At 55.0% G+C, this 14,074-nt stretch carries 10 protein-coding genes; 9 read left to right on the forward strand and 1 reads right to left on the reverse strand.

The annotated features are described in order from the left end of the window. The coding region (locus tag H7A77_RS19060) for a DoxX family protein (RefSeq protein ID WP_182074510.1) at positions 1 to 307 on the reverse strand (307 nt) is incomplete at its 3' end. Positions 308 to 1,916: 1,609 nt separating this feature from the next. Between H7A77_RS19060 and H7A77_RS19065 the strand changes: the two genes are divergently transcribed. The 9 genes from H7A77_RS19065 to vgrG all read left to right on the forward strand — a co-directional run bounded on the left by H7A77_RS19065 (position 1,917) and on the right by vgrG (position 14,074). Then, complete coding sequence (locus tag H7A77_RS19065) at positions 1,917 to 2,882, forward strand: ImpA family type VI secretion system protein (RefSeq protein WP_033643664.1); 966 nt, start codon at positions 1,917 to 1,919, stop codon at positions 2,880 to 2,882. 24 nt (positions 2,883 to 2,906) lie between these two features. Continuing rightward, on the forward strand, positions 2,907 to 3,464 hold the full coding sequence (gene tssB / locus H7A77_RS19070; RefSeq protein WP_033643663.1) for a type VI secretion system contractile sheath small subunit: 558 nt from the start codon (positions 2,907 to 2,909) through the stop codon (positions 3,462 to 3,464). After that, positions 3,461 to 4,987, forward strand: coding sequence for a type VI secretion system contractile sheath large subunit (gene tssC / locus H7A77_RS19075; protein ID WP_033643662.1), 1,527 nt, complete (start codon positions 3,461 to 3,463; stop codon positions 4,985 to 4,987). The genes tssB and tssC overlap by 4 nt, the downstream gene beginning before the upstream one ends. A gap of 232 nt (positions 4,988 to 5,219) precedes the next feature. Continuing rightward, positions 5,220 to 5,744, forward strand: coding sequence for an Hcp family type VI secretion system effector (locus H7A77_RS19080; RefSeq protein ID WP_004935369.1), 525 nt, complete (start codon positions 5,220 to 5,222; stop codon positions 5,742 to 5,744). 81 nt (positions 5,745 to 5,825) lie between these two features. Next, entirely contained in the window at positions 5,826 to 6,272 is a 447-nt protein-coding gene (locus H7A77_RS19085) for a type VI secretion system baseplate subunit TssE (RefSeq protein ID WP_015378391.1), read from the forward strand. Positions 6,273 to 6,283: 11 nt separating this feature from the next. After that, positions 6,284 to 8,125 carry a type VI secretion system baseplate subunit TssF gene (gene tssF / locus H7A77_RS19090; protein WP_033643661.1) on the forward strand — a complete coding sequence of 614 codons (1,842 nt, stop codon included), beginning with the start codon at positions 6,284 to 6,286 and terminating at the stop codon, positions 8,123 to 8,125. Next, entirely contained in the window at positions 8,118 to 9,146 is a 1,029-nt protein-coding gene (gene tssG, locus H7A77_RS19095) for a type VI secretion system baseplate subunit TssG (RefSeq protein ID WP_046687388.1), read from the forward strand. Before tssF ends, tssG begins: the two co-directional genes overlap by 8 nt. 16 nt (positions 9,147 to 9,162) lie before the next feature. After that, entirely contained in the window at positions 9,163 to 11,748 is a 2,586-nt protein-coding gene (gene tssH / locus H7A77_RS19100; protein ID WP_033643660.1) for a type VI secretion system ATPase TssH, read from the forward strand. Positions 11,749 to 11,812: 64 nt separating this feature from the next. After that, the gene (vgrG, locus tag H7A77_RS19105; RefSeq protein WP_004935351.1) at positions 11,813 to 14,074 is read left to right on the forward strand and encodes a type VI secretion system tip protein VgrG; all 2,262 of its coding nucleotides are present in this window, start codon (positions 11,813 to 11,815) and stop codon (positions 14,072 to 14,074) included.

Here is a 14,074-nt window from a genome sequence, read left to right on the forward strand (position 1 = left end):
CCTTGCCGGTGCCTACCATCAAAAACGCCACCACCAGCGTGAGGGCGTAAACCCCTGCGGCGGGGCGGGTGAACAGCCCCAAAACGATCAGTATCGGCGCCAGGATCTCCCCAACATATACGCCATAGGCGATGAAGGCGGGCAGCCCTTGTTGTTGTAACGCATCGGCGATCCAGCCGACGCCATGCTGAACTTTCGCGACGCCGTGAAACAGCATCAGCCCGCCGAAGGTTAGCCTGAGCGCCAATTTGCCTGCGTCCGGGTGGTCAAAAAAGCGAGTGAATGCCGCATTGAGTGACTTAACCATGGCTTTTTCTCCTGAATAGGAATGATTTTCAATCAATATATCAGTCGGATGAATGCGAAAGCTGTTCTGGATCAGGAAAACGGCGGGCTTGGCGCTAAATCGCCGGACGAGGCCAGCGATGCTGCCTGATTTTTAGGCGGAATAACCTGTGCGCACGGGCCGAACCGGGGATGAGAAAAGTCATCGGCAGGGTTGGCCCGCCGCGTAGCCCATCTCTTTTCTGTATGTGTTGGCTACCTGATTTGCGTTTTCATCAATGATTGTCAAAGGACAGGCAACGTAAAGATTCATAAGGTTTTTTTGCAGCAATGAAAAGGTGCGCGTTTTCGCTTTAATAACCCAATAGAGTTACCTTTATTTTTATTTTGAACCGCTAAATCATTAACGCTTTTTTTCGGCCTTTTTATTGGGAATTATCTTGCTTATTTTGCCTTGCGAAAGTTGATCCTGTGGGACGCACGGCCAGTGGCGGGTTTTATTTTTATAGATTTTCTTATTTTTTGATGACAATTCAATGCCGAAGAGAATGAGTGAGATTGACTGAGGGGGTTATGAGTGGGTGTAAATTTCCATGAACTATTTTTCCTGGCGTAAAAGTAATCGATTCAGCGCTGTTTTAAGTTATTGAATTGTTTGTTTTATGTATATTGATTTGTTATTTTTTTATTAAAAAAATAATATTTTTTCTTGATATTGGGTTTGCCTTTGCTAGTATCAAATTAGTGGTCTTATCAGTTAGGGAAACATTTCTTGTATATGGAACAGATCGCTGGTCTTAACACGGTTACTGTCGTTGCAGCGCTTACGTGGTTATTTCGCGGTTATAGTAAATGATATCTCTAATGCCACTTTAGTCTGCGAGACCCTTTACTGCAGTGGTGCTTTTGCCGCGGTAAGACGTATGAGAACACACATGAAGGGGAATTGAATCTTAAATTATTCTGATCATTACCCTGAGTTAACTATAAAAGAACGATGCTTTATCCACCAGGCTGTTTGTGTACCAATAGGTATTCGGTGCACCACGGCGGAATGTTAATCTGTGCTTTAGCTTTAAAATTAATAATCAAAACTCTCGCCAAATTGTTTATTTTCACACCAGGTTTCGCATGTGTAAGTACTGAGTGCTGGAAATGAAAGTCACACTGCCATCGTCTTCTATTGATCATTGCGTGCTACCCGCTTGCAAGAAACGACTGGCTGTCATGGTTTTATGAAAAAATTTCACTATTTACTGTAGTTATCATTTGCTAATTAAATTATTTGTATCCAGTGGTATTACTGGAATTATCCTACCAAGGATGAAACGTTGTTTTTAGGGCAGTTTTTGATTTTTTTCCTATTCTTAGCTTGCATAATTATTGTTTGCAATTTATTGATTTTAAAAGGAAAAAATAAATATGTAAATGTAAAATAGTTTAAACCGATCACTGTGATTCTATTGATAGGTTCAATCTATTATTGTTGTTAATATTAATACATCTAAACAATTTGCGAGCTTGGTGACGACTAACTTACGCTAAAAGGACTCTGGGAAAGACTGGCGAACGTAAAAGCCCGCTTTATTAGGCTTTATGTTTCTAGTGCTGATTGAAAAGGATATCAGGCCATGAATGAAGTCATCTCAACGGAAGTGAATGGCGTCGAATTTGATCCACGATACAGTGAAATTGAATTCACGCTTTCGGAATATGACAGCCAAACCGATCCGCTTAATGCCGTAGACAATGCGCGTGATATCAATTGGCACGCCATTCGCGAGCAGTCTGCCGCGTTGCTGGAACAGTGCTTCGATTTACATGTCGTGCTGTGGTTTATGCGCGCCAATCTTCATATCGACGGTTTTTCGGCCTTCTACCAGGGCATTAAGGATATTGACGCCAAATATGCCGAGGAGGGCGCCACCATTTTCCCTCAGGCGGATATGGAACCCTCATCGGACAGCTTTCATGCGGCCGCATTAGGGTGGCTCGCCACATCGTCCTGTCTGCACGAAATCAAGAACAGCAAGATTTTTCCCGACACGCCGTTAACCACCGACGAGCTGCTGAATATGCGGCTTGACGAGCAGGAAGGCAAAAGCCTGCATTTTTCGGAGGTGGTAAAGGTGCTGGGGCAAGCCGACAGTTATTTTGCCGGCAGAAATCTGCCTTCGCTGAAAGAGCAATTGGCGCTGGAAATCGATGCGCTGGAGCGCGTCGAGAATTACGCCAATCTGCAGGCCGAAGATTATCGTTTGGACTGCCGGCAGGTGCGCGACTATTTGAAACAGTTCAACCGCCAGCTGGCTTCACTGGAACAGCAGGAATTGCCGGCTGAACGGGATGACGCGGAGATTGACTCGCCGGATGCTGACGCGCCTGTCGCCATGCCCGGCAAATATATCCGTTCCCGGCAGGATGTCATCTTGCTGTTGGATCAGGTTTTGGACTATTTCCAAAACTATGAGCCCAGCCATCCGGCCCCCATTCTTATTCGACGTTCACAAAAAATGATCGGTATGGACTTCGCGACGATTGTTGAGGAGCTTTTGCCGGAATCTCTGGCCTCGTTAAATCAATTGTCCGGGAAGTAATTTTTATCACAAAGGAGTTTTCCAATGGCTAAGGACTCAAGCTCTCAGAAATTTATCGGTAAAAATAACGCGCCGCGCGTGCAAATTGAATATGACGTAGAGCTTTACGGTTCACAAAAGAAAGTGGAGTTGCCCTTTGTTACGGGGGTCATGTCCGATCTCTCTGGGCATCGGAAAAAGCCTTTGCTGCCGATCGAAGAGCGGAAATTCCTGACCTTTGATCAGGACAACTTCAACGATCGCATGCGCGCCATCAAGCCTCGTCTGCAATTTTACGTAGAGAACACCCTGAGCGAAGACGATGCGTTGCTGGACGTGGAATTGGAGTTTGAATCGATGGATGACTTCACGCCTGGCGCCATCGCCAAACGGGTTCCGCAGATGCAACGCCTGCTTGAAGCCCGGGAGCATCTCACGGAGCTGATCACCTATATGGATGGTAAATCCAGCGCGGAAGAAGTGGTGAAGAATCTGCTGGAGAAACCCGATTTTCTGCATCGTTTGGTGACGGATGCGCGTAAAACGGTCGCGGATGCAGAACAGGATGTGCAGGATTCCGGCAATAAAGGAGATGAGGAATGAGAGCGAGGCAACGACGCTATTCGGCTAAGCAGCAGGCTACGGCAGTCGCTGAAGTTGAAACGCAGGAAACGGAAAATGAGCTTGACGGTTTGCTCAAGCGTTCATTCCGGCCCAGAACGAACGAGGCTTCGGAAGCGGTTCGTCGGGCTATCGGCACGCTGTCCGAATATGCCAATAAAGGCAAGGTCAAGGTCAGCCAGGATGTCGTATTGACCATTGAATCGTTGATTGCCCAGATCGACGAACAGCTTTCGCAACAGATGAACAATATCTTGCACCACAAGGAGTTCCAGAAGCTGGAGTCCGCCTGGCAAGGTTTGAGTTATCTGGTCGATAACACCAACGTCAGCGAAACGCTCAAGATCCGGGTGTTGAACATCAGTCAGGATGAGCTGACGCGCAATTTGCGCCGCTATCGGGGCTCCGCCTGGGATCAAAGCCCGGTGTTCAAACAGATTTACGAACAGGAATATGGTCAGTTCGGCGGCGAGCCGTTCGGTTGCATCATCGGCGATTTTGAATTCGATCACAGCCCGATGAGCGTCACGCTGCTGACCGAGCTGGCGAAAATTTCCGCGGCGTCGCACTGTCCGTTCATTTCCGCCGCGTCGCCGTCGCTGCTGCAGATGAGCAAGTGGAACGAACTGGGCAACCCGCGGGATATCGGCAAGATTTTCACCACGCCGGAATATGCGTCCTGGCGCCGCCTGCGCGAAAGCAACGACTCGCGTTACCTGGTGTTGACGATGCCGCGTTTCCTGTCGCGTTTGCCTTATGGGGCGAAAACCAACCCGATCGAAGAGTTCGCTTTCGAGGAGTCCGTCAGGCCGGATGTGGATGATGATTTTTCCTGGGCCAACTCGGCGTATGCGATGGGCGTCAACATCAACCGCGCGTTCCATGAGTACGGCTGGTGTTCGAAGATTCGCGGCATCGAATCCGGCGGCTCTGTGGAAGAACTGCCCGCCTACGCGTTTCCATCCGATGAGGGCGGATATGAACTGACGTGCCCGACGGAAGTGGCCATTTCCGATCGGCGCGAGCAAGAGCTTTCCGACGCCGGGTTCTTGCCCCTGGTCTATCGCAAGCATTCCGATTTCGCCGCTTTTATCGGTTCTTGCACCATGCACGCGCCGGCGAAATACGAGGATCCCGACGCGACGGCCAACGCCAAGCTGTCTTCGCGCTTGCCTTATATTTTCGCCACGTGCCGATTCGCGCACTATTTGAAATGCATCGTGCGCGACAAAATCGGTTCTTTTCGGTCCAGGGACGATATGCAGCTGTGGCTGAATGACTGGCTGATGAACTACGTCGATGGCGATCCTTCCGTATCGACCGAGGCGACCAAGGCGCGTCGTCCATTAGCCGCCGCCGAGGTGCGCGTTGAGGATGTAGAAGACGATCCGGGTTATTACCGCGCGCATTTCTATTTGCGCCCGCATTACCAGTTGGAAGGCATGACCGTGTCCTTGCGACTTGTATCAAAACTTCCGTCAGCCAAAAAAGATGGGAGCAGATAAGTTACGGCTGGTCATTGGTTTGGATATTGCCGACGTTAATTATTAAATGGCGTTGGTGGGAATTGATATTTCATTGAAATTTAGTGGCGCTGTTTTTTTACGCTATTGCTATTTATTAATGGCTAATGGGTTCTCATTGTCGCTATTTCAATGATCGCGTAGGCAATATAACGACTTATCTGAATAGACTTTTCAATTAACGAAGTAGACCTATCAGTCAAGGAGACAAAAAATGAGCACGAAAGCTTTAGTAGACTATTTTTTGAAAATTGAGGGTGTTGATGGTGAATCACCCGACCAAACCTACCCTGGCTGGATTCAGCTGCAAGCCTGGCAATGGGCGGAAGAAAACGCCGGCCGTTGGGGGTTCGGGAGCGGCGGTGGTTCAGGCAAAGTCGAGATGAAAGACTTTGAGTTTCGCATGGTGAGCAATAAGGCTTCGCCGAAACTGTTCCTGATGTGCGCCACCGGCGAGCATATTCCTCAGGCAAAACTTGTTTGCCGTAAATCAGGCCAGGGTCAGCAAGACTTCATTGCCGTGACCTTCAGCAACTGCCTGGTTTCCTCATTCAAGACCGTGGGTAATATGCCGCTGAATTCCACCATCGGTACTGAAATCGATACCGTGCTGCCAACCGACGTTATCAAGCTGAATTTCGCACGTATCGAAGTTGAGTACAAAGAGCAAAACAATGATGGCTCCATGGGTGCGGTAATTAAGACGGGGTATGACCTCAAGCTTAATGCCCGTATCTGATCATTGATGTCACAACACTAATTGCAGGCTGTCTGCCCGCAGCGATTGCGGGCAGACATAAGCCTTATCGCGAGGTGTTAAATGAAAGCGTCATTGCCCATGCTATTCGATAAGCTCAGCGTGAGACATCAAAGCGCCAGCGCCGATAATTGGCGGCGTGTTTTGGTGCGTGATATCGAATTTTTACTGAATGACGCATCGCGCAGCGCTGATTTGAAACTTCATGATTATGCGCACAGCGAAAGTTCGGTATTGAATTATGGCCTGCCGTCGCTGAGCCAACGCATACCGATTAATACCGATCCGTTAACGCTGGCGAGACATATACAAAGAATCATTACTTCGTTTGAGCCGCGTCTGGATCCGAAAACGATTCGTGTGGTGCCTGTAGTGAATGAACGCCAATCGTATGTGCTGGCGATTTTATTCGATATTTATGGCACCTGCTCATTACCGGGTGACGAAATGCTGGTTAATTTGCGCATCGCTCTTGATTATTCCTGTGGCGCCGTACACGTATTTGATTAATAGGGGTGACTATGTTCAGTGAGCGCTTTCTCCAATTATATAATGATGAGCTGCGTTATTTTCGCGAGGCCGGTCGTCAGTTCGCCTCTTCTCATCCCCAGGTCGCCCAGCATTTAGGCATGCATATCGACGGCGTGCTGGATCCTTTCGTTGAGCGTCTGTTGGAGGGCTCCGCGTTCCTTTGCACCCGCATCCAGGAAAAGCTGAACAATGAGCAGCCGGAATTTGCCCTGCAAATGCTCTCACGCCTGGCGCCGCTGTGGTATACGCCGGTTCCCGCGATCGCCACCGTCGCGATTAAGCCCGATCTCTCTTTTCCCCAGTGGCACAGCCAGGTTGACCTGCCGCGCGGGAGCCGCATGACCCTCAACGATATCTCGCTGAACAACAAACCCGCCACGTTCACCACGGCACGGCATATTAAAGTGCAGCCCGTTGAGATTTCACTGGCGGAATGCGAGATTTTGCCGCCGCACCATTTGCCTGACGGCGCCGCCAGACACATGCAGGATTGCTCGGCCTACGTCAGGATATGCCTGACGACGCACGGCGTGCTTCCCGTCTCGGAGCTGGATCTCGAGCCGCTGCACCTGACGCTGGCGGAAGATACGGTGCGGGCCAATCAACTGCTGGCCGCGTTGCTTAATCGCACCTTGCGCATCGTGCTATGGGCGAAAAGCGACGACCGGCCAATCGTCAAAGTCTTGCAGCCGGACAGCTTGCGCCTGGGCGGCGTCAGCGATGAAGAAGCCTTGTTGCCCACCGTGGTGGGGGAATTGCCCGGCAACCGGCTGATGCGCGAATACTTCGCCGCGCCAAGCCGCTTCTTCAGCCTGGAGCTGCATGGCGTGCAGGATTTTCTGCGCCAATGTGAACGCGTTCACGAGTTCGAGATCTTGTTTGCGCTGGAGCAACGCCCACTCACTCTGATCGGTCGCGTCAACGCCAGGGATTTTCATCTTTTCGCGACCCCGGTCATCAACCTGTATCGCCGCCATTGCTCGCCGGTGCTGCTGACGGATGAGCGCACGGAGCACCAGCTGGTGGTCGATCGTTTGAACACCTCGCTGTATGAGATACACAGCGTAAAACAAGTGAAAGGCATGCTGCCCGACGGCAACCCGGTGATTTTCTCTTCGCTGCAGGCCGACGTGCAGTACGACTGCGAGCGGGAGCCGGCCGGTTATACGCTGCACCGTCGCCGGGAGCCGTCGCCCTCCAAGTACAACAATCCGCACCTGCCCAACGAAGATACCTTCATCGCCATCTCGCCGGGCAAAAGCGGCATCGACATCGACGACATCACGTCGCTCAGCGTCGAGGCGCTGGTATGCGAACGGCATCTGGTGCCGGCGCACCTTCAGCAGCCGCATTTCCAGCTGGAAACTGCGATGCCGATCCACCAGGTGGAGATCGTCCGCTACCCGAGCAATCCGGTCGCGGTGCCGAACATCAGCCAGGCGTGGCAGGCGATCCAGATGCTGGCCTCCAATCCTTTGCGCCATGCGCGCCCCGACGTTCAGGATTGTTCGGCGCTGTTGCGCGACTGGCTGTCGTTGTTCTGCCATCAGGATGACTCCAGCCAGCGCAAGCGCATCGCCAGCATCAAAAACGCCTGGGTGGAGCACCACTTCGAACGCAATCAGGGGCCGGGGCCGCTGGCCTGGATCCGCGGAGCCGAGATCGCCGTCAACTTAAGCGCCAACCATCATGCCGACCACGGCGCCTATCTGTTCGGCAAAATATTGCACCACGCGTTGAGCCAATACGGCGACCTGAACCAAACGTTAAGCATGAAGCTGTTGCTGGATGGGGAAACCCACGCCGACTGGGGGGCGCTCTACTATGGCTGATATGTCGTTGATGCGTGAAACGGCGCTCTCGTTGGAGCCGGCGCCGACGCCGGGGGCGCAAAGCGAAAGCGCGGGCCAGGCCGAAATCCGCGGGCTGTCCAATCGACAGGATTTTTTCGAGCTGCTGCGGCGTATCGAACGCGCGCAGCCGGATGCGCCGCGGCTCGGCGTCTCAAACGATCGCAGCCGCGAAAGGCTCTGCATTACCCAGCCGGCGGATATGGCGTTCGCTTCGCGTGAAATCGCCTCTATCGTGCAGCGCCCTAAGCAAGTGCTGATTCAGGCGCGGCATTTCGGCATGTTCGCCCCCTACGGCCCGCTGCCGATCCATGTGACCGAGCACGCGCGCACCGAAGTCATCGCCAGACGCAACCAGGCGTTCCAGCAGTTCGTCGGCATCGTTAGCCAGCGCTTCGCCGTATTGCACTACCGGGCCTGGGCGCAGCTGAAGGCGATGATCGGCCATGAGCATGACGATGATAAAAACCCGTTCTTGCGCCATTTGCGCCAGACGGTGGGCGTCGATACGGCGCTGACGGTGAACCCGCATATCCAGCGCCTGCGCGAGGCGTACCCCGGCACTTATCTGCCCGGTCGCCGCTCGCTGCGGCAACTCAACAAGATGTTGGCGGCCTATTTCGCCGTTCCCATCACGATTACGCCGCGCTACGCCAAATGGATCGACGACGGCAAGCAAAGCGGCAGCCAAAAGCTGGGCAAGTTGGGCAGCACGCGCATCGGCAGCCGCTTTTTCGATGCCCAGTACGGCGCGCATATTCAGATCGGCCCGCTGGGGGCCCCGCAGTATCAGCAGTATCAGCGCGGCAGCCGGCGGCTGCAGGCGCTGGTGAGCATCTGTCATGACTTTACGAGCCATCAGCTGATGCTGGATGTCAGCCTGCTGATTGCCACGGAGCCGGGCATGGCGGCGCAGCTGGGCGGCAAGTCGCTGAGTAAAGACAGCTGGCTGAAACCTAAGACAGGGACGTTTAGGCAGCTGGTTTATCAATCAACAACTTAATATAAGGAAATTTAAGGTGTATCAACGAGAACGTCTTTTTTCGCGATTGGGCCACTTTGCCTATCAGTCGTTCGTCGAAGCGACCAAGCTGTGCCGAACCTTCAGGCACGAATACGTGGAGCTGGAACACTGGCTGAAAGTCCTGGTGGACAAGGAACGCGGCGACTTGCCGATGATCCTGGCGCACTACGCCATCAACAGTCAGCGCATCAGCGATGCGTTGGATCGCATTCTTCATACCTTGCCTAACCGGACGAATGCGGTGGTGGACCTGTCGACGCAACTGGAAACGGTGGTGGAAAGAGGGCTGCTGATGAGCCAGCTCGCCGAAACGCCGTCCGGCGGGGTGCGCACCATTCATATCCTGGTCGGCATTCTGCAGGATCCCACGTTGCAGCGCAGCCTGTACCGGCTGAGCGACGAGTTCAAAAAACTGCCGATCCCGCAGCTGTTCGACGATTATCCGGCGATTCTGGCGGAGTCCGTCGAGCATGAGGAAGAGGAAGAAGAGGTCTACAGCGCCCACGGCGATGCGCCGGAGGCGTCCGAGACGGTCGATATTCTCGATAAATGGTGCGCCGATCTGACCCGCCAGGCGCGCGACGGTGAAATCGACCCGGTGATTGGCCGCGAAGCGGAGCTGCGCCAGGTGATCGACATCTTGCTGCGTCGCCGGCAGAACAACCCGATTTTGGTGGGTGAAGCCGGGGTCGGCAAAACGGCGGTGGCGGAAGCGCTGGCCTGCAAGATAGCCCAGGGGCAGGTGCCGCCGCTGCTGCAGGGCGCCCGGTTGCTGTCTTTGGATCTGGGGCGCATGCAGGCCGGGGCGAGCATGAGGGGCGAATTCGAATCGCGCCTGAAAGCGCTGATCGACGCCATCGCGCATTCGGCGGTGCCGGTGATCCTGTTTTGCGACGAGGCGCATACGCTGGTGGGCGCCGGCGGGCAGGCCGGCACCGGCGACGCCGTCAACCTGTTGAAACCGATGTTGGCCAGGGGGGCGCTGCGCATGGTGGCGGCGACGACCTGGTCGGAATACAAACAGTTCATCGAGCCGGACGCCGCGCTGACGCGCCGTTTCCAGTACGTGTTGGTTTCTGAACCCGACGAAGAGAATGCGGTGAACATGATGCGCGCCATCGCCCCGCATTTTGCGCAGCACCACAGCGTCAAGATCCGCGAGTCGGCGCTGCAGGCGGCGGTGCATTTGTCGCTGCGCCATCTGCCGTCGCGGCAACTGCCGGACAAAGCCATCAGCTTACTGGACACCGCCTGCGCGCGGGTGGCGCTGAGCCAGCATGCGCTGCCTGAAAAAATCGAGTCACTCGAGGCCGGGTTGGCGGTGAAGCGCACCGAAATGAACGGCCTGCAGGAGGAAAGCAAATTCGACGATCTGGCGCTTACCCGCATCACTGAATTGCAGCAGACCCTCAGCGACATGGAAGGCGAACTGGATGCGCTGCGTCAGCGGCAGGCGCAGGAGCAACAGGCGGTCACCACCTTGCTCGACGCGGAGCGGCAGTCGCCGGAGCGCTTGCCGCAGCTGGCCTCCGAGCTGGGAGCCTTGCAAGACGGCGGCCTGCCGTTGGTGTATCCGTGGGTGGACGACCGCGTCGTGGCGGAGGTGTTGTCGGATTGGACCGGCATCCCCACCGGCCGCATGCTGCAAAGCGATCTGGACAATGCGCTCAATCTCAACCAACTGCTGAGCCGCCAGATATTCGGCCAGCAGACGGCGATCGATGAAATCGCGCAGGCGGTGCGCATCTCCCGCGCCGGCATTCAGGCGCACGATCGGCCATTGGGCGTTTTCATGCTGTCCGGCCCGAGCGGCGTCGGCAAAACGGAGACCGCGTTTGCGCTGGCGGAGGCGATGTACGGCGGCGCGCATAACCTGATCGTCTTCAATATGAGCGAGTTTCAGGAATCGCATACCGTTTCCACCCTGAAAGGGGCGCCGCCGGGCTATGTCGGCTACGGCAAGGGCGGCAAGTTGACGGAGGCGGTGCGCCGCAAACCTTATTCCATCGTCTTGCTCGACGAATTCGACAAGGCGCATCCCGATATCCACGAGGCGTTTTATCAAGTCTTCGACAAGGGCGTGATGGAAGACGGTGAGGGCCGCATGATCAGCTTCCGCCAGTGTTTCATTTTAATGACGAGCAATATCGGCGCCGGCGAAATAGAAGCGACGCTGGCGGAAACGCCGGATCTGAAAACCGAAGCGCTGCGGCCGATGCTGCATGACGTGCTGGCGCGCTTCTTCCCGGCGGCGCTGTTGGCGCGCATGAACGTCATTCCCTACGTGCCGCTTTCTACCGAAGCGATAACCCATATCGCCACCAAACAGATTTCGCGTTTACAACAGCGTTTGCACAAAGAAGTGGGCGTGTCGCTGGTGCTGGAAGGCGACATTCCAGGCTGGATAGCCAAACGCATCAGCGCCCATCCTTCGCGCGGCAGAGCGGTCGAGTCGCTGCTGCAGCAGGCGATTTTGCCGCCCATCAGCAATGAAGTGCTGCAGCGCAAACGGACGGGACAGGAACTGCAGAATATCCAACTCATGGTCGAGAACGATAGTTTAAGTGTTTATTTCGACTGATTTTTAATTTGCCGCCGGCCCGCAAACGCGGGGCGGGGTTCGATATCGGATCAGAGAGGTTGTTATGCCTTTAATCGAAATTGATAACCCGGTGTTAGCCGAATTAAATGCGTTTCCACTCAGCTTCACCACCAAAGAAGGGTTGTCGAGCAACTCGCAATATACGCTCGAATTCGAATGTGAACAGGCGGACGTTGATTATGAATCTCTGCTGGGTCAAGGGATCAGCATTCAAATAGAAAGGCCGGATTTCGGCGCGCGGCCGTTTTACGCTTACGTGATCGGCGCCTCCGATTCGGGGCAGCATCAGGATAAGTTCGTCTATAAGCTGGAGCTGAGCACCTGGCTGTGGTTTTTGATGCAGAACCGCAACAGCCGCATTTTCCAGGATTTGAACGTGCTCGACATCATCGAGCAAATCTTCTCGCGCTACGGTTTTGCCGACTACCGTTTGGATATTCAAGGCACTTATCCGACGCGTGAATATTGCGTGCAGTTTTCCGAAACGGATTTCGCGTTTATCAGCCGCCTGCTTGAAGACGAAGGCATCTGGTATTACTTCGATCACGCCGAGGATAAACACACGCTGGTGATCACCGACCGGCAGAATTTCGACGATCTGGATTTCGGTTACGCCGTGTTGCCGTTCATGCCGGACAGCGAAGAAAACCGCGCCATCCGCGAAGGGATCCAGCGCATCCAGCGTTCACGCAAAGTGCGCCCGAATGAAATCGTGCTGCGCGACTTCGACTTCCAGAACCCGCGTAAAAACCTGCAAACCAAGGTGGAAGAGAGCCGCCTCGGCCTGCAGAACACCCCGTTGGAGTGGTATGACTACGCGGCGGGTTATGTGGATACCGAACGCGGTGAAAACCTGGCGCGGCTGCGCCTTGAAGAAATGCAAAGCGACGGCCATCTGCTGTTTGGCGAGAGCAACGCCGTCGGGCTGATGGCCGGCAAGGATTTCTCCTTGATTTTGCACCCGGACGCCAACCGCAATCGCCGCTTCAAGCTGACTCGCTGCGACTATGTGTTCGTGCAAGACGGCCCGGACAGCAGCAGCGACGGCCGCAACGTCACCTGCCGTTTCAATGCGTTGAACGACGACGTGCCGTTCCGCCCGCTGCGCGAAACGCCAAAGCCGCAGATGCCGGGCATCCAGAGCGCCACCGTGGTCGGCGCGCCCAACTCCGAAGTGCATACCGACAAATTTGCGCGCATCCGCGTGCATTTCCACTGGGATCGCTACAAAACCACCGAGGAAGACAGCTCTTGCTGGATCCGCGTGGTGCAGGCCTGGGCCGGGAAAGGCTGGGGCGTGATCGCCATGCCGCGCGTCGGTCAGGAAGTGCTGGTGACCTATGTCGACGGCGATCTCGATCGTCCGATGGTGACCGGGATTGTGTATAACGGCGACAACCCGCCGCCTTATCAGTTACCTGAATACATCAACTACTCGGGCATGGTGTCGCGTTCGCTGCGCTTCGGCAAGCCGCAGCATGCCAGCCAGTTGACCTTCGATGACAACCGCAACAACGAACGCGTCATGCTGCATGCCGAACGCGATCTGCAAACCACGGTGGAGCGCAACCAGGCCACCGAGGTGGGGATGGACAAGTTCGACATCATCCGCCGCACCTTTACCGACTGGTTCACCAACCACGTCTCTTACAAGGATTACGTCTTCAGCATTACCGGGTTTGACGCCTCGATTAAAGGCGTCAGCGCGTCGATGACTGGCGTCAGCCTCACCGCCACCGGCGTGAGCACCTCGTTTACCGGCGTCAGCACCTCGTTCACCGGCGTGAGCACGTCATTTACCGGCGTGAGCACTTCGTTCACCGGGCTGAGCACCTCGTTCACCGGGCAGAGCACCAGCTGCACCGGCGTATCAAACTCGATGACCGGCGAAAGCAACTCCTTCACCAGCATCAGCAACAGCATGACCGGCGAAAGCAACAGCTACACCACGGTCAGCACCAGCCAGACCGGCAGCAGCACCAGCTTTACCGGCGTCAGCGTCAGCACCACCGGCTCGTCGACCAGCACCACCGGCTGCAGCATCAGCACCACCGGATCGTCGACCAGCACCACCGGCTGCAGCATCAGCACCACCGGCAGCAGCGTGAGCACCACCGGCAGCAGCGTCGGCACCACCGGCAGCAGCGTCAGCAGCACCGGCAGCAGCGTCAGCAATACCGGCAGCAGCGTCAGCAATACCGGCAGCAGCACCAGCACGACAGGGGTGTCGATCAGCTATACCGGCGCGTCACTGTCCGAGACCGGCGTCGATTTGAAAAAAGTCGGGATGCAAAGCAAAAACTAA

Origin of the sequence: Serratia sp. ME47, from assembly GCF_903970925.1 — a bacterium.
GTDB lineage: Bacteria > Pseudomonadota > Gammaproteobacteria > Enterobacterales > Enterobacteriaceae > Serratia > Serratia ureilytica.

Excerpts from the sequence above, each read along its gene's own strand:
- H7A77_RS19065 (WP_033643664.1), top strand. The coding sequence starts at position 1,917 with ATGAATGAAGTCATCTCAACGGAAGTGAATGGCGTCGAATTTGATCCA.
- tssB (WP_033643663.1), top strand. The coding sequence starts at position 2,907 with ATGGCTAAGGACTCAAGCTCTCAGAAATTTATCGGTAAAAATAACGCG.
- tssC (WP_033643662.1), top strand. The coding sequence starts at position 3,461 with ATGAGAGCGAGGCAACGACGCTATTCGGCTAAGCAGCAGGCTACGGCA.
- H7A77_RS19080 (WP_004935369.1), top strand. The coding sequence starts at position 5,220 with ATGAGCACGAAAGCTTTAGTAGACTATTTTTTGAAAATTGAGGGTGTT.
- H7A77_RS19085 (WP_015378391.1), top strand. The coding sequence starts at position 5,826 with ATGAAAGCGTCATTGCCCATGCTATTCGATAAGCTCAGCGTGAGACAT.
- tssF (WP_033643661.1), top strand. The coding sequence starts at position 6,284 with ATGTTCAGTGAGCGCTTTCTCCAATTATATAATGATGAGCTGCGTTAT.
- tssG (WP_046687388.1), top strand. The coding sequence starts at position 8,118 with ATGGCTGATATGTCGTTGATGCGTGAAACGGCGCTCTCGTTGGAGCCG.
- vgrG (WP_004935351.1), top strand. The coding sequence starts at position 11,813 with ATGCCTTTAATCGAAATTGATAACCCGGTGTTAGCCGAATTAAATGCG.